This is a genomic window from Streptomyces sp. 2-1, from assembly GCF_048564895.1.
GTDB lineage: Bacteria > Actinomycetota > Actinomycetes > Streptomycetales > Streptomycetaceae > Streptomyces > Streptomyces phaeochromogenes.
Genome location: NZ_CP183383.1, coordinates 6,760,561 through 6,776,488, shown reverse-complemented (window position 1 = coordinate 6,776,488; position 15,928 = coordinate 6,760,561). Strand labels below are relative to the sequence as shown.

At 69.5% G+C, this 15,928-nt stretch carries 13 protein-coding genes; 5 read left to right on the top strand and 8 right to left on the bottom strand.

Going from position 1 to position 15,928, the window contains the following annotated elements:
• Positions 1–340: 340 nt before the first annotated feature.
• Positions 341–2,047: a glycerol-3-phosphate dehydrogenase/oxidase gene (locus ACN20J_RS29990; RefSeq protein ID WP_190229523.1), complete on the bottom strand. Its 1,707-nt coding sequence runs from the start codon at positions 2,045–2,047 to the stop codon at positions 341–343.
• A 272-nt stretch (positions 2,048–2,319) separates the two neighbouring features.
• Here ACN20J_RS29990 and ACN20J_RS29985 point away from each other — a divergent pair, with 272 nt between their 5' ends.
• Positions 2,320–3,525: a nucleotide sugar dehydrogenase gene (locus ACN20J_RS29985; RefSeq protein ID WP_055612677.1), complete on the top strand. Its 1,206-nt coding sequence runs from the start codon at positions 2,320–2,322 to the stop codon at positions 3,523–3,525.
• A gap of 724 nt (positions 3,526–4,249) precedes the next feature.
• Here ACN20J_RS29985 and ACN20J_RS29980 read toward each other — a convergent pair.
• The 4 genes from ACN20J_RS29980 to ACN20J_RS29965 form a co-directional block, all read right to left on the bottom strand.
• Entirely contained in the window at positions 4,250–5,374 is a 1,125-nt protein-coding gene (locus ACN20J_RS29980; protein WP_055612678.1) for a GuaB3 family IMP dehydrogenase-related protein, read from the bottom strand.
• Positions 5,375–5,489: 115 nt separating this feature from the next.
• Positions 5,490–6,995, bottom strand: coding sequence for an IMP dehydrogenase (guaB, locus tag ACN20J_RS29975; RefSeq protein ID WP_055612679.1), 1,506 nt, complete (start codon positions 6,993–6,995; stop codon positions 5,490–5,492).
• A gap of 493 nt (positions 6,996–7,488) precedes the next feature.
• Positions 7,489–8,076 carry a sigma-70 family RNA polymerase sigma factor gene (locus ACN20J_RS29970; protein ID WP_055612680.1) on the bottom strand — a complete coding sequence of 196 codons (588 nt, stop codon included), beginning with the start codon at positions 8,074–8,076 and terminating at the stop codon, positions 7,489–7,491.
• 271 nt (positions 8,077–8,347) lie between these two features.
• Positions 8,348–8,959 carry a response regulator transcription factor gene (locus ACN20J_RS29965; protein WP_003948568.1) on the bottom strand — a complete coding sequence of 204 codons (612 nt, stop codon included), beginning with the start codon at positions 8,957–8,959 and terminating at the stop codon, positions 8,348–8,350.
• Between the two features lie 380 nt (positions 8,960–9,339).
• Between ACN20J_RS29965 and ACN20J_RS29960 the strand changes: the two genes are divergently transcribed.
• A complete protein-coding gene (locus ACN20J_RS29960) occupies positions 9,340–9,675 on the top strand; it encodes a WhiB family transcriptional regulator (RefSeq protein ID WP_189837172.1) in 336 nt (111 codons plus the stop codon).
• Between the two features lie 129 nt (positions 9,676–9,804).
• Here the strand turns inward: ACN20J_RS29960 and ACN20J_RS29955 are convergent, their stop codons facing one another.
• A complete protein-coding gene (locus ACN20J_RS29955; RefSeq protein WP_189837171.1) occupies positions 9,805–10,701 on the bottom strand; it encodes a LysR family transcriptional regulator in 897 nt (298 codons plus the stop codon).
• A gap of 79 nt (positions 10,702–10,780) precedes the next feature.
• On the opposite strand from ACN20J_RS29955, the gene ACN20J_RS29950 reads away from it, so the two are divergent.
• From ACN20J_RS29950 to ACN20J_RS29940, 3 genes are all read left to right on the top strand, one after another.
• Positions 10,781–11,458, top strand: a complete 678-nt coding sequence (locus ACN20J_RS29950; RefSeq protein ID WP_419667221.1) for an MOSC domain-containing protein — start codon at positions 10,781–10,783, stop codon at positions 11,456–11,458.
• 225 nt (positions 11,459–11,683) lie between these two features.
• Complete coding sequence (locus ACN20J_RS29945) at positions 11,684–12,457, top strand: SDR family NAD(P)-dependent oxidoreductase (RefSeq protein ID WP_189837169.1); 774 nt, start codon at positions 11,684–11,686, stop codon at positions 12,455–12,457.
• Between the two features lie 178 nt (positions 12,458–12,635).
• Positions 12,636–13,343, top strand: a complete 708-nt coding sequence (locus ACN20J_RS29940) for an ester cyclase (RefSeq protein WP_189837168.1) — start codon at positions 12,636–12,638, stop codon at positions 13,341–13,343.
• Positions 13,344–13,483: 140 nt separating this feature from the next.
• Here the strand turns inward: ACN20J_RS29940 and groL are convergent, their stop codons facing one another.
• A complete protein-coding gene (gene groL / locus ACN20J_RS29935) occupies positions 13,484–15,112 on the bottom strand; it encodes a chaperonin GroEL (protein WP_189837167.1) in 1,629 nt (542 codons plus the stop codon).
• A gap of 139 nt (positions 15,113–15,251) precedes the next feature.
• Positions 15,252–15,560, bottom strand: a complete 309-nt coding sequence (groES, locus tag ACN20J_RS29930; protein WP_015035628.1) for a co-chaperone GroES — start codon at positions 15,558–15,560, stop codon at positions 15,252–15,254.
• Positions 15,561–15,928 lie beyond the last annotated feature (368 nt).

The following is a 15,928-nucleotide window of genomic DNA, read 5'->3' as shown; positions in this document are numbered from 1 at the left end:
GTCCGACGCCCCGGGTGCCCCCTCGCGGAAGCATTCCTTCCCCGCGCCGCCCCTCACCTGCCCCGCCCGTCACCCGGCCGAGCCCGTCCCTCACGATGAGCAGCGCCGAGGAAGCACCTCATGCCACCTCCGAGGACGCTACTGACTCTTCCTGTGTGCCTGACCCTCCTCTGCCCGACCTCGAACCGGCCCTTCTCGCCGCCGAGTTCTGCCCCCGCACCCCTTGAAACGACCGGGTTCCGAGCAGAGATCCCAGCTCAGGACACTCGTTCGAGTGACACCCGGGAACCCTCCACTCGGATTCCCGGGCCCCATCGCACGTGCGCCGCCGCCACCGCCCCTACAACGGCACGATGTCCGGCGCCCCCAGCCGAGCCGCGTCGGCCGTCAGGTCGTCCGGCTGCCGCTGCGACTCCCGCTCCGCCTCCACCCGCTTCTCGTAGTGCTCGACCTCGCGCTCGATCTGGTCCTTGTCCCAGCCCAGCACCGGCGCCATGAGCTCAGCGGCCTCCCGCGCGCTGCGCGTACCCCGGTCGAAGGTCTCGATCGAGATGCGTGTCCGCCGGGTCAGCACGTCGTCGAGATGCCGTGCCCCCTCGTGCGAGGCGGCATAGACGATCTCGGCGCGCAGATAGTCCTCGGCGGCGGGCAGCGGCTCGCCCAGCGAGGCGTCCGCGGCGATGAGGTCGAGCAGCTCCTCCGCGAGCGATCCGTACCGGTTCAACAGGTGCTCCACGCGCACCACATGGAGTCCGGTCCGCGCGGCGGTCCGCGCCCGCGCGTTCCACAGCGCCCGGTACCCCTCGGCACCGATCAGCGGGATGTCCTCGGTGACGCACTCCGCGACCCGCTGGTCGAGCCCGTGCACCGCCTCGTCCACCGCGTCCTTGGCCATCACCCGGTACGTCGTGTACTTGCCGCCGGCCACGACCACGAGCCCCGGCACCGGATGCGCCACGGTGTGCTCGCGCGACAGCTTGCTCGTGGCGTCCGACTCGCCGGCGAGCAGCGGCCTCAGCCCCGCGTACACCCCCTCCACGTCATCACGTGTCAGCGGCACGGCGAGGACGGAGTTCACATGCTCCAGCAGGTAGTCGATGTCCGCGCTGGACGCCGCCGGGTGCGCCTTGTCGAGGTCCCAGTCGGTGTCCGTCGTCCCGATGATCCAGTGCCGGCCCCAGGGGATCACGAACAGCACGGACTTCTCCGTACGCAGGATCAGTCCGGTCGTCGAGGTGATCCGGTCCTTCGGTACGACCAGATGGATGCCCTTGGACGCCCGGACGTGGAACTGGCCCCTCTCGCCCACCATCGCCTGGGTGTCGTCCGTCCACACCCCGGTGGCGTTGACGACCTGCTTGGCGCGGACCTCGTACTCCCCGCCGCCTTCGACGTCCTGCACCTTGGCACCGACGACCCGCTCGCCCTCGCGCAGGAAGCCGGTCACACGCGCGCGGTTGGCGACCTTCGCTCCGTACGCCGCCGCCGTGCGCACCAGGGTCGCTACATAACGGGCGTCGTCCATCTGCGCGTCGTAGTACTGCAGCGCGCCGACCAGGGCGTCCTTCTTCAGGGCGGGGGCGACACGCAGCGCGTGACGGCGTGACAGGTGACGGTGCATCGGCAGTCCGCGCCCGTGCCCGCGCGCCATCGACATCGCGTCGTAGAGCGCGACGCCCGAACCGGCGTACAGCCTCTCCCAGCCCTTGTGCTGCAAGGGATACAGGAACGGAACCGGCTTCACGAGGTGCGGCGCGAGCCTCTCCAGCAACAGCCCGCGCTCCTTCAGCGCCTCCCGTACGAGCGGGAAGTCGAGCATCTCCAGATAGCGCAGACCTCCGTGGATCAGCTTGCTCGACCGGCTCGACGTGCCCGACGCCCAGTCACGCGCCTCGACCAGGCCGGTGGACAGACCGCGGGTCACGGCGTCCAGTGCCGTGCCCGCACCGACCACGCCTGCTCCCACGACCAGCACATCCAGTTCGTGCTCGGCCATTCCCGCGAGTGACTCGGCGCGCTCCGCCGGTCCCAGTGTCGCTGTCCGCACAGTTGCCTCCCGCTGTCTGTCGCGCCGGGCTCACCCGTCCGGCGAGGCCCGGCTCACATCCCCCATGCCCAAATTCTCAACCCGTTGCCCGCCTTCGGCCACCACCAGCCGTCCGCCTGTGGATATCTCTCGGTGACTTCCGGAGAAACACAGCCGAGCAATCCCGCAAATCGGTCATATTTACTCCTAGTCTGACATTGCGCTCGCCCGTTCTGTCCACAGGGCTTGCGTCCTTGTCCCCCTTCGGTTACTGGGAAGGACGGCCCACCGCCATGCCCGCAGATCTCGCCGTCATCGGTCTCGGCCAGTTCGGCCTGCCCCTGGCTCAGGCCGCCGTCAGCGCCGGCATCTCCACACTCGGCTACCAGTGCGGCGACCCCGCGCCGCTGGCCGCGGCCGACCAGCGCCGGATGCTCTCGACGGGCTTCCGGCCGGCCACCAACCCGGCCGAACTCGGCCGGGTCCGTACCGCGGTCATCTGCGCGCCGACCCCGCGTGGCGCGGACGGCGCACTCGACCTGGGCCAACTGGCCGACGCCGCCCGCACCCTGGCCGCACACCTGCGCCCGCACACCACGGTGATCCTGGAGTCCCCCGTGTACCCGGGTACGACCGAGGAATTCCTCCGGCCGCTCCTCGAAGAGGGCTCCGGTCTCCGCGCGGGCCGCGACTTCCACCTCGCGTACTCACCCAGCCGCGTCGACCCGGGCAACCGCGACCACACCCCCGCCAACACCCCGAAGGTCATCGGCGGCCTCACCCCCGCCTGCACCGAGTCGGCCGCCGCCTTCTACGGGCGCCTCACCGACAAGGTCGTACGCGCGCGTGGACCACGGGAAGCGGAGACCGTGCAGCTCCTGGAGACCAACTACCGGCACGTCAACATCGCCCTCGTCAACGAGATGGCGGTCCTCTGCCACGACCTGGGCGTCGACCTGTGGGACGTCATCCGCTGCGCCGAGACCAAGCCGTTCGGCTTCCAGGCCTTCCGCCCCGGCCCCGGCGTAGGCGGCCACGCCGTCCCCCGGGACCTCGCGGGCCCGAGGACCCGCTCCCTGCGCATGGTCGAACTGGCCCAGCAGGTCAACAACCACATGCCGCAGTACGTCATCCAGCGCGCGGCCACGCTCCTCAACGAGCACGGCAAGTCCGCCCGCGGCGCCCGCGTGCTCCTCCTCGGCATCACCTACAAGCCCGACCACGCCGACCAACAGGGCTCCCCCGCCAAGGAGATCGCGACCCGCCTGATGGAACTCGGCGCCGCCGTCAGCTACCACGACCCGCTCGTCCCGTCCTGGAGCATCCTCGACCGCCCGGTCCCCCGCGTGGACTCCCTCTACGAGGCGGCAGCCGACGCGGACCTGACGATCCTCCTCCAGCAACACCGCACGTACGACCTTCAGGGGCTATCGGTGAAGGCACAGCTGCTGCTGGACACACGGGGGGCTACGCCTACGGGGGCGGCGCACAGGTTGTGACCGGGGGCGTGCGGGGCGGTCCCGAGCCTCTGGGGTTGGTGGCACGGAGCGCTCCACGCCGGTACCGTACAAAAGTGGAGGCCACCGCAGGGGACACTGCGGCAGGCTCCAGGATGGATCACGGAGTGTCCGCCCCTACTGTGTATGGGGGCGGCCGCTCACCAAAGGTGGAGCCCACCGCAGGGGCTACTGCGGCAGGCTCCAGGATGGTTCACGGAGTGTCCGCCCCTAGTGTGTTTAGGGGCGGCCGCTCACAAAAGGAGGAGCCCACCGCAGCGGTCACTGCGGCAGGCTCCAGGATGGTTCACGGAGTGTCCGCCCCTAGTGTGTGTGGGGGCGGCCGCTCACCATCCGAAAATTCGCAAGACCCACCTCCTCCGGCACTTCACCGTCCACAGACGGATCCGGTCCCAGCGGGTGGGCTTGCGATGGCGGCCCATGGGCGCCCCCTTCCACGACGCCACCCATTGACCCGGTAGGCAGCACGTCGGAACTCGGGCCGGGCCCCGACGGCCGGGGTCCGGAACCATGTCCTTGGAAGGGGGCACCCCACACAACTGGGGCGCCGAACAGGGACGTTACCGCCCAGATATGGCCTTCAGACGCGCATTTGTCCCGAACGCAACCACGCGCCCCCCATCACAAAACGCGCCCCACCAGGCCCAGTTGGGCACACGAAAGGGCCCGGACCACCCCGGCCCGGGCCCCTCGAAGTGCCGTGCGGCTACCGCTTGTGCTGCGAGTCCGCCACCGTGACCTCGACCCGCTGGAACTCCTTGAGCTCGCTGTAGCCGGTCGTGGCCATGGCCCGCCGCAGGGCGCCGAAGAAGTTCATGGAGCCGTCGGGCGTGTGCGAGGGTCCGGCGAGGACCTCCTCGATGGTGCCGACGGTGCCGAGGTCGACCTTCTTGCCGCGCGGCAGCTCGTCGTTGACGGCCTCCATGCCCCAGTGGTGGCCCCGGCCGGGCGCGTCGGTGGCGCGCGCGAGCGGGGAGCCCATCATCACGGAGTCGGCGCCGCAGGCGATCGCCTTGGGGAGGTCGCCGGACCAGCCGACACCGCCGTCCGCGATCACGTGCACGTACCGGCCGCCGGACTCGTCCATGTAGTCCCGGCGGGCCGCGGCCACGTCGGCGACCGCGGTGGCCATCGGGACCTGGATGCCCAGCACGTTGCGCGTGGTGTGCGCGGCGCCGCCGCCGAAGCCGACGAGCACGCCCGCGGCTCCCGTACGCATCAGGTGCAGGGCCGCCGTGTACGTGGCGCAGCCGCCGACGATGACCGGGACGTCCAGCTCGTAGATGAACTGCTTCAGGTTCAGCGGCTCGGAGGCACCGGACACGTGCTCGGCCGACACCGTCGTACCGCGGATGACGAAGATGTCGACACCCGCGTCCACCACGGCCTTGGAGAACTGGGCGGTGCGCTGCGGGGAGAGCGCGGCCGCGGTGACCACGCCCGAGTCGCGCACCTCCTTGATGCGCTGCCCGATCAGCTCCTCCTTGATGGGAGCCGCGTAGATCTCCTGGAGACGGCGGGTCGCGGTGTCCGCGTCCAGCTCCGCAATCTCGTCGAGGAGCGGCTGCGGGTCCTCGTACCTCGTCCAGAGGCCTTCGAGGTTCAGGACGCCCAGGCCGCCGAGCTCGCCGATACGGATGGCGGTGGCCGGCGAGACGACCGAGTCCATGGGGGCGGCCAGGAACGGCAGCTCGAAGCGGTAGGCGTCGATCTGCCAGGCGATCGAGACCTCCTTCGGGTCTCGCGTACGGCGGCTCGGGACGACGGCGATGTCGTCGAAGGCGTACGCCCGGCGGCCGCGCTTGCCGCGCCCGATCTCGATCTCAGTCACGTGTGTGGCCTTTCCCTCTTCGTTTCTGCGCCTCCCAGTATCCCCGACACCCACGACGAGGGCGGTCCCGGATGCTCCGGGACCGCCCTCGTCGTGGGTGTCGGCTGGGTGGCGACTACTGGTTACGGCTGTAGTTCGGCGCCTCGACCGTCATCTGGATGTCGTGCGGGTGGCTCTCCTTGAGGCCCGCCGACGTGATCCGTACGAAGCGGCCCTTGGTCTCCATCTCGTCGATGGAGGCGGCGCCCACGTAGCCCATGGTCTGGCGGAGGCCACCGACGAGCTGGTGCAGGACGTTGGCCAGCGGGCCGCGGTAGGGCACCTGGCCCTCGATGCCCTCGGGCACGAGCTTGTCGTCGGAGGCGACCTCGGCCTGGAAGTAGCGGTCCTTCGAGTACGACCTGCCCTGGCCGCGGGACTGCATGGCCCCGAGCGAGCCCATGCCGCGGTACGACTTGAACTGCTTGCCGTTGATGAAGAGCAGCTCGCCGGGCGACTCCTCACAGCCGGCGAGGAGGCTGCCGAGCATCACCGTGTCGGCGCCGGCGGCCAGCGCCTTGCCGATGTCTCCGGAGTACTGCAGTCCGCCGTCACCGATGACCGGGACGCCCGCGGCGCGGGCCGCGAGGGCGGCTTCGTAGATGGCGGTGACCTGCGGGACGCCGATGCCGGCGACCACGCGGGTGGTACAGATCGAACCGGGGCCCACGCCCACCTTGACGCCGTCGACACCGGCGTCCACGAGCGCCTGGGCGCCGTCACGGGTGGCGACGTTTCCGCCGATCACGTCGACGCCGACGCTCGACTTGATCTTCGCCATCCAGTTGAGGGCGTTGCTGTTGTGCCCGTGCGAGGTGTCGACGATCAGGAAGTCGGCACCGGCCTCGGCGAGCGCCTGCGCCCGGTCCAGGGCCTCGGGGCTCGCGCCGACGGCGGCACCGACGAGGAGACGACCCTCGCCGTCCTTCGCCGCGCTCGGGTACTTCTCGGCCTTCACGAAGTCCTTGACCGTGATGAGGCCCTTGAGGATGCCCGCGTCGTCGACCAGCGGAAGCTTCTCGATCTTGTGGCGGCGGAGCAGCTGCATGGCGTCGTTGCCCGAGATGCCGACCTTGCCGGTGACCAGGGGCATCGGGGTCATGACCTCGCGCACCTGACGGGAGCGGTCGGTCTCGAAGGCCATGTCACGGTTGGTGACGATGCCCAGCAGCTTCTTGTTGCCGTCGGTAACCGGCACGCCGCTGATGCGGAACTTGGCGCACAGGGCGTCGGCCTCGGCGAGCGTCGCGTCCGGGTGCACCGTGATCGGGTCGGTGACCATGCCGGACTCGGAGCGCTTCACGAGGTCGACCTGGTTGACCTGGTCCTCGATGGACAGGTTGCGGTGCAGTACGCCGACACCGCCCTGCCGTGCCATGGCGATCGCCATGCGCGACTCGGTCACCTTGTCCATCGCCGCGGACAGCAGCGGGATGTTCACGCGCACGTTGCGGGAGATGCGGGACGAGGTGTCGACCGCGTTGGGCAGCACCTCGGATGCGCCCGGCAGCAGCAGCACGTCGTCGTAGGTCAGCCCGAGTGTCGCGAATTTCTCGGGCACTCCGTCGACGTTTGCAGTCATGACACCTTCCCCAAATGGCCTTGATCGGTGCGGATGTCCATGCTAACGGGAAGCATGGCTCTCTCATTCCACGGTTACGGGTGCCCCTGGGCTTCGTAGCTTCGTACGTGGAGGACGACCGCCGCGTTCATCCGGCGCCCGCCCGCCGGGGGCACGGGCCTTGAGCGGGCCGTGCCCCGCGTCGCCGCCCCGCGCCTCGCCCGGGACGGCGGAAAAAAATTTGCCGTACGCATGAGAAAGCCCACCCTGCCGAGAGGCTCACCCGGCGATCACCGGCCCCGGCGCACCGGCGGTCCGACCGCACATGGGCCTGGCGCACCGGTCGCGCGACCGCAGCACATTGACCTGGCACACCAGCCGTCTGGCCGCACGTGAGCCCGGCCCACCGGCCGCACGTGCCCCCGGCCCACCGGTTCACCCGCCGAATGCCAACCCGTCGCTCCGCCCAGAGGCCCCACTCAGAAGCCCCGCAAAGCGCGCGAAGTCCGCCCGCCTACTGCTCCGCCAGTGCCCGCAAACGGCTCAGCGCCCTGTGCTGGGCCACGCGGACCGCGCCCGGTGACATGCCCAGCATCTGGCCCGTCTCCTCGGCCGTGAGGCCCACCGCGATCCTCAGCAGGAGGAGCTCCCGCTGGTTCTCGGGGAGGTTGGCCATGAGCTTCTTGGCCCACTCGGCGTCGCTGCTGAGGAGGGCACGCTCCTCGGGGCCGAGCGAGTCGTCCGGCCGCTCGGGCATCTCGTCCGACGGCACGGCCGTCGAGCCGGGATGGCGCATCGCGGCGCGCTGCAGGTCGGCGACCTTGTGCGCGGCGATGGCGAAGACGAAGGCTTCGAAGGGGCGCCCGGTGTCCTTGTACCGCGGCAGTGCGAGGAGCACCGCGACACAGACCTCCTGCGCCAGGTCCTCCACGAAGTGCCGTGCGTCACCCGGCAGTCGGGACAGACGTGTGCGGCAGTAGCGGATCGCGAGGGGATGGACATGGGCGAGCAGGTCGTGCGTGGCCTGCTCGTCTCCGTCGACCGCGCGATGGACGAGCGCACCGATTGCCCCTTGGGCAGTGGCCGCCTCGTCGTCACGCATCGGTCCATGGTGCCTTGGCGTCGTCCTGTCCGTGGCACCGCGTCCGTAGTTGTGCACCGAAGCGTTATGAGCAGGTGCGCCGGAACTCATCTCCTGCGCCCTCCCCTCCCGCTCGACCGACTCGTTCCCGAGGAACTCCACACCTCAAGGATGCGGCATCCGCCGGGAAACGGGGATCGGGCGCCCGAACGGCCGATTTCGATCCCCCGTCGGGTCCGGCCCCACCCGCCGTGCGGCGGGCGGGGACACCCGTACCCCCGCGGCGGTTCACCTAGCGGACCAGGCCCCATCGGAACCCGAGCGCCACCGCGTGCGCGCGGTCCGAGGCGCCGAGCTTCTTGAAGAGCCGCCGCGCGTGGGTCTTGACGGTGTCCTCGGAGAGGAACAGCTCACGGCCGATCTCCGCGTTCGACCGGCCGTGGCTCATGCCTTCCAGGACCTGGATCTCACGCGCGGTTAGTGTCGGCGCCGCGCCCATCTCGGCCGACCGCAGTCTGCGCGGCGCGAGCCGCCAGGTCGGGTCGGCGAGAGCCTGGGTGACGGTCGCACGCAGCTCCGCACGGGAGGCGTCCTTGTGGAGATAGCCACGGGCACCGGCGGCGACCGCGAGTGCGACACCGTCCAGGTCCTCGGCGACGGTGAGCATGATGATGCGCGCACCGGGGTCGGCGGACAGCAGCCGCCGGACCGTCTCCACGCCGCCCAGACCGGGCATGCGTACGTCCATCAGAATCAGATCCGAACGGTCGGCACCCCAGCGGCGGAGGACTTCCTCGCCGTTGGCCGCCGTGGTCACGCGCTCTACGCCGGGCACGGTCGCCACCGCACGGCGGAGCGCCTCTCGGGCAAGCGGGGAGTCGTCGCAGACGAGGACGGATGTCATGGCCGTCCTCCGCAGCTGATGCGCGTCACCTTGAGCCTCCAGGCTGGTACGAATCGTCACCTGTGCGGTTGACGCTCTCGGACGCTTGCCCGAGCGCTTGTTCTTTCAACCGCCTCCGCACTCTCAACGACGGTCACCCGAAAGAGTTACGGGGCGGTGAGCCACGTTCGGCACTCTACGTGAGGGCGCGGACACGGTGGAGACACCCACGGCGGACCCTCAAGGTTTCATCACAACCTATGCCCCATTTAGCCGCTTTTCTTCCCATTTACTGGTGTCTGAGGCTAGATTCGCAATGAGTCATATTTTCATCTCCTTAGATCGTAGATGTACGGTCATGGGCACGTAACCGCCCAGAACGGCTACAAGGGGACAACGAAATGGCAGATTTCTCCCGCCTTCCCGGACCGAACGCGGATCTGTGGGACTGGCAGCTCCTCGCGGCTTGCCGCGGGGTCGACAGCTCGCTCTTCTTCCACCCGGAGGGCGAGCGCGGTGCGGCACGGAGCGCTCGTGAGAACTCGGCCAAAGAGGTCTGCATGAGGTGCCCGGTACGCGCGGAGTGCGCGGCGCACGCACTGGCGGTGCGCGAGCCGTACGGCGTGTGGGGCGGCCTCACCGAGGACGAGCGCGAGGAACTCATGGGGCGGGCACGCAACCGCCTGGTCTCGGCGTCGGCGTCGACGTCCGGCGGAGGCACTCCGTCACATCACTGAAGGAACGTTTCTTCGAACGGGCACGCGCGCGTGCCCCTACTTTCCGACAGACAAGCCCTCCCATAGGCCGGCCTTCCAGCAGGTCAGCCACTGTCCCGAGGAGTCGGCGCGCCGCGGCTCTCCGGCGGGTCAGCGCGCCGCGGCCCGGGCCAGCTGATCCAGTGTGGCCGCCACCGCGGGCACCTGGGCGAGGTCCGGCAGCGTGAGCGCGACGATCTCCCGCCGCAGGGCGGGCTCGACCATCACCGTGCGCGCACCCTTGGGGCGTACGGACTCGATGGCGAGCTCCGGCAGGACCGCGACCCCCAGGCCCGCTCCGACCAGGCCGACCACGGCCGGGTAGTCGTCGGTCGCGAAGTCGATACGCGGTGTGAAGCCCGCGCGCTCGCAGACCTCGACGAGCTGGCCGCGGCAGCGGGGGCAGCCGGCGATCCACGGCTCGTCGGCCAGTTCGCCGATGGCGACCGTCCGCGCGCGGGCCAGCCGGTGCCCCTCGGGGACCAGGCCGACGAGCCGGTCCCTGAGCAGGGGCCGTACCACCAGGTCGTCCCACTCCTCGGCGCCCGCCGCGCCCTCGTACCGGAACGCGAGTGTGACGTCGCAGTCGCCCTCGCGCAGCATCTCGACCGAGCGCGGCGGCTCGGCCTCCTCCAGGGAGACGCGGGTGCCGGGGTGCGCGGCGCGCAGGGCGGCGAGCGCGGCCGGTACGAGCGTGGAACTGCCGCTGGGGAAGGAGACGAGCCGGACCCGGCCGGCCCGCAGGCCCGCGATCGCGGCGACCTCCTCCTCGGCGGCCGTCAGCCCGGCGATGATGCCCGCCGCATGCCGTACGAGGGCCTCGCCGGCCTGGGTCATACGCATCTCGCGGCCCGTGCGGATCAGCAGGGGCGTGCCGACGGAGGCCTCCAGGGCCTTCATCTGCTGGCTGACGGCGGGCTGGGTGCAGCCCAGTTCGCGCCCCGCCGCCGAGAAGGAGCCGGTGGCGGCGACGGCGCGCAGCACACGGAGATGACGGGCCTCGATCACCCTCCGAGCATAAGCGAATCTTGGATACGGCGACGAATATTGCGTCGAGGCTTTGGATCGTACCGTCTAGCGTGCAGTCATGAAGCTTCTGTCTCTGAACCTTGGCCGCCCCAAGTCCGTCGACTACACGGACCAGGCGGACGGCGTGACCGGGATCGACAAGCGGCCGGTGGACGGGCCGGTGCGGGTGTCCGCGCCCGGGCCCAAGGGGGTCGGCGCGAGCGGGCTCGCCAGGGACGCGGTGTGCGAACTGCGGCACCACGGCGGCGACCACCAGGCGGTGTACGCCGTCGCGCGCGAGGACCTCGACGACTGGGAGCGCGAGCTGGGGCGCCCCCTGGCCAGCGGCATGTTCGGGGAGAACCTCACGACGGAGGGCGTCGACGTGTCCGGCGCGCGGATCGGGGAGCGCTGGCGGGTCGGCTCCGAGGTTGTCCTGGAGGTCACCTCCGGGCGGATTCCCTGTCTCACCTTCCAGGGCCATCTGGGCGAGAAGGGGTGGGTCAAGCGGTTCACCGCGAAGGGCGCGCCCGGTGCGTATCTGCGGGTGATCGAGCCGGGTGAGCTGCGGGCGGGCGACCCGATCGAGATCGTCCACCGGCCCGACCACGAGGTGACCGTCGCCCTCCAGTTCCGCGCCGTCACGACCGAACGGGGCCTGCTGCCACAGGTGTTGGAGGCGGGCGACGCGCTTCACCCGGAGGCACTGAAGAAGGCCCGGGAGTACGTCGAGAAGTACGGCCAGGACGCGAGGTGAGCCGGGACCGCCGTCCCGGTCGGGCGAGTTGACGGAGCTCGGCACCGACGCGCCGCCGACCCGAACACTCCGCGCAAATCCCTCCGCCGTCCGCCGCATCGCGAAGGCCTGGAGATGACGGGGCAGTTCGTCGTTGTGGAGGTTGTGGGGAAGGGACAGCCGACGGGTGCACTTTCGGGTCATTCGGCGCACGGACAGCATGAGACAGGTCACTAATCTTGGGCCATGACAACGGCTCTGATTACGGGATCGACCGCGGGCATCGGTGCCGCCTTCGCGCGGCGGCTCGCCTCCGACGGGCACAACCTCGTGCTGGTGGCGCGTGACAAGAAGCGGCTCGGCGAGCAGGCGACGGAACTGCACGACCGGCACGGCATCGAGGCGGAGGTGCTGACGGCGGATCTGGCGACGGACTCGGGCATCGAGGCGGTGGCCGCCCGCCTCTCGGACCGCAAGAACGCGGTCGACCTGCTGATCAACAACGCGGGCTTCGGCAACAAGGGCCTCTATCTGGACGTACCGATGGCCGACGAGCTGAAGATGCTCAAGGTGCACTGCGAGGCGGTGCTCCGGCTGACGTCGGCGGCGGCCGAGTCCATGCGGGCGCGGGGGCGCGGCGGTGTCGTCAACGTGGCGTCCACGGCCGCGTTCTTGCCGCGCGGTACGTACGGGGCGTCGAAGGCGTGGGTCGTGCAGTTCACGCAGGGCGTGGCGAAGGACCTGTCCGGCAGCGGTGTCCGGCTGATGGCGCTGTGCCCCGGGTTCGTGCGGACCGAGTTCCACGAGCGGGCCGGGATGGGCACGGACAACATCCCGAACTGGATGTGGCTGGACGCCGACAAGGTGGTCGCCGCCGCGCTGGCCGACCTGGCCCGGGGCAAGTCGCTGTCCATCCCGGATCCGCGCTACAAGGCCCTGATGGGTGTCGCGAAGGTAACACCGCGGGCGTTGCTCAGCGGGATCAGTTCGAAGACGGGGCGGAAGTACGGGCCGAAGTGAGCCCGCTGGTGCGCGGTGACACGGACGGGCACTTAGGCAACGGCACGGATCACGTAGAGGGCGCGGACAGCGCGGGCACGGACACAGGTGGAATCCCCTTCGGCCGAAAAACGGCTGGAGGGGATTTTCACTAAAATGGGCGTATTCAACCGGACTCGAAGTGCCGGGAGGCGGCGCCATGACTTTCGTACAGCTGATCGACTGCAAGACGAGCCGGATCGACGAGATGAACCGGCTCATGGACACCTGGGTCGAGCAGACCAAGGGCAAGCGGACCGCGACGCACAACGTGATCGGGAAGGACCGGCACAACGCCGGGCACTTCATCGAGATCGTGGAGTTTCCGTCGTTCGAGGTGGCGATGCGGAACTCGAACCTTCCGGAGACCGACCGGATCTTCCGGGAGATGGTGGCGCTCTGTGACGAGATGCCGACGTTCACGGATCTCGAGGTGGTGCGGGACGAGCGGCTCTACAAGGCCAGCGTCCGTAATCTCTTCGGACTGCTCGCCGGGAGGGGCACGCTGCCGTCGTGGGACGAGACCGTCGCGGAGAACTACCACGACCACGATCCGTCCAACGAGCAGGACGTGATCGGGATGGACGCCATGCGCCGCGAGGTGGACATGTGGCGGGCCGGGTTCGACTTCATGTTCACCATCGAGGACCAGATCTCCGACGGCGACCGGGTCTGTACGCGCTGGACCTGGAACGGCACCCACAAGGGTGACTTCATGGGGATCCCGGGCAGTGGCAAGAAGGTCACCATGACCGGCATGACCATTCACCGGTGCCGCGAGGACGGCAAGATCGTCGAGGGGTGGTGGCAGTACGACCGGCTGGGGCTGATGGACCAGCTCGGGGTGCTGGACCAGCTGGAGATCTGACCGCGCCGGGCCGAGTGCGGCGGCGACGGCACGAGAGCCCGGCAGCACGAAGGCCCGGTCCCCCGCGACGGGGAACCGGGCCTTCGCCGGGCGCTCAAAGGGACGTACGCCCCCTCGGGCCGCCCGGAAGCGGCTTGCGCCTAGTGAGAGTGGCCGTGACCGTGGCCGTGGCCCGCGTCGCCCTCTTCCTCGGCCGGCTTCTCGACGACCAGGGTCTCGGTCGTGAGGAGCAGGGAGGCGATGGAGGCGGCGTTCTCCAGGGCGGAGCGGGTGACCTTGACCGGGTCGATGACGCCCTGCTTGACCAGGTCGCCGTACTCGCCGGTCGCGGCGTTGAAGCCCTGGCCCTTGTCGAGCTCGGCGACCTTGGAGGTGATGACGTAACCCTCCAGGCCGGCGTTCTCGGCGATCCAGCGCAGCGGCTCGACGGCGGCCTTGCGGACGACCGCGACACCCGTCGCCTCGTCGCCGGTCTTGCCGAGGTTGCCCTCGAGGACCTTCACGGCGTGGACCAGCGCGGAGCCACCACCGGAGACGATGCCCTCCTCGACCGCGGCGCGGGTCGCGGAGATGGCGTCCTCAAGGCGGTGCTTCTTCTCCTTGAGCTCCACCTCGGTGGCGGCGCCGACCTTGATGACGCACACGCCGCCGGCCAGCTTCGCGAGGCGCTCCTGGAGCTTCTCGCGGTCCCAGTCGGAGTCGGTGTTCTCGATCTCGGCCTTGATCTGGTTGACACGGCCGGCCACGGCACCGGTGTCGCCACCGCCGTCGACGATGACCGTGTCGTCCTTCGAGATGGTGACGCGGCGGGCGGTGCCCAGCACGTCGAGGCCGACCTGGTCGAGCTTGAGGCCGACCTCCTCGGCGATGACCTCGGCGCCGGTGAGCGCGGCCATGTCACCGAGCATCGCCTTGCGGCGGTCACCGAAGCCGGGGGCCTTCACGGCGACGGCGTTGAACGTGCCGCGGATCTTGTTCACGACCAGGGTCGACAGGGCCTCGCCCTCGACGTCCTCGGCGATGATCAGCAGCGGCTTGGAGGAGTTGGTCTGGATGACCTTCTCCAGCAGCGGCAGCATGTCCTGGATGGAGGAGATCTTGCCCTGGTGGATCAGGATGTACGGGTCGTCCAGGACGGCTTCCATGCGCTCCTGGTCCGTCACGAAGTACGGCGACAGGTAGCCCTTGTCGAAGGCCATGCCCTCGGTGAAGTCCAGCTCCAGACCGAAGGCGTTGGACTCCTCGACGGTGATGACACCGTCCTTGCCGACCTTGTCCATCGCCTCGGCGATGAGCTCGCCGACCTGGCTGTCCTGGGCGGACAGACCGGCGACGGCGGCGATGTCGGACTTCTCGTCGATCGGGCGCGCGGTCGCGAGGAGCTCCTCGGAGACCGCGGCGACGGCCGCGTCGATGCCCTTCTTCAGGAGGGCGGGGGACGCGCCGGCGGCGACGTTCTTCAGGCCCTCGCGGACGAGCGCCTGGGCCAGCACGGTGGCGGTGGTCGTACCGTCACCCGCGATGTCGTTGGTCTTGGTCGCCACCTCCTTCACCAGCTGGGCGCCGAGGTTCTCGTACGGGTCGTCGATCTCGACCTCGCGGGCGATCGTGACACCGTCGTTGGTGATGGTGGGTGCGCCGAACTTCTTGTCGATGACGACGTTGCGGCCCTTGGGGCCGATCGTCACCTTGACCGTGTCGGCAAGCTTGTTGACGCCGCGCTCGAGGGCGCGACGGGCGTCCTCGTCGAACTTCAGGATCTTCGCCATGGGAGCGGTTCAGCCCTCTCGGAAAACGTGGGTGAAACGAACTGCGCCCCCGACGCCCGGCTTCATAAGGTCGCGGGGGCCAGGGGCGCAGTTCACTGCAATGCTGGTAATGCCGGGAATGCTGGTGGTGCCGGGTGAATTACTTCTCGACGATCGCGAGCACGTCGCGAGCCGAGAGGACGAGGTACTCCTCGCCGTTGTACTTCACCTCGGTGCCGCCGTACTTGCTGTACAGCACGACATCGCCGGTCTTGACGTCGAGCGGAAGACGCTCGCCGTTCTCGAAGCGGCCCGGGCCGACGGCCAGGACGACGCCCTCCTGGGGCTTCTCCTTGGCGGTGTCCGGGATGACCAGGCCAGAGGCCGTGGTCTGCTCGGCGTCGAGCGGCTGGACCACAATGCGGTCCTCAAGCGGCTTGATGGCAACCTTGGAGCTGGTGGTCGTCACGATCCGACCTCCCCCTTCGGAGATCTCACGGGGTTAACTGTCTGAGGTGGCGACCAGGTGGATCCGTCGTCGCGGGTGCCGGACCTGCCCGTCGCTATTGGCACTCTCCTGCGGTGAGTGCCAGGCCTGAGACTATGACTGCGATTAGCACTCGGTCAAGCGGAGTGCCAGTTGCCTCCGGCGGTCAGGGGGTGTTCGGCGCCCAGAACCGGGGTGAACGCCCCTGAGGGCTGCCGCCCCCAGACCCCCGCAATCGGCCTGAACGGCCTCGTCCTCAAACGCCGGACGGGCTGAGATGCGCCTGGACCGGGCCATAGAAGTTCGGCCCTGCCCCCGGCACGTTCAGACCAGCCCCGAGATCTTCAGCC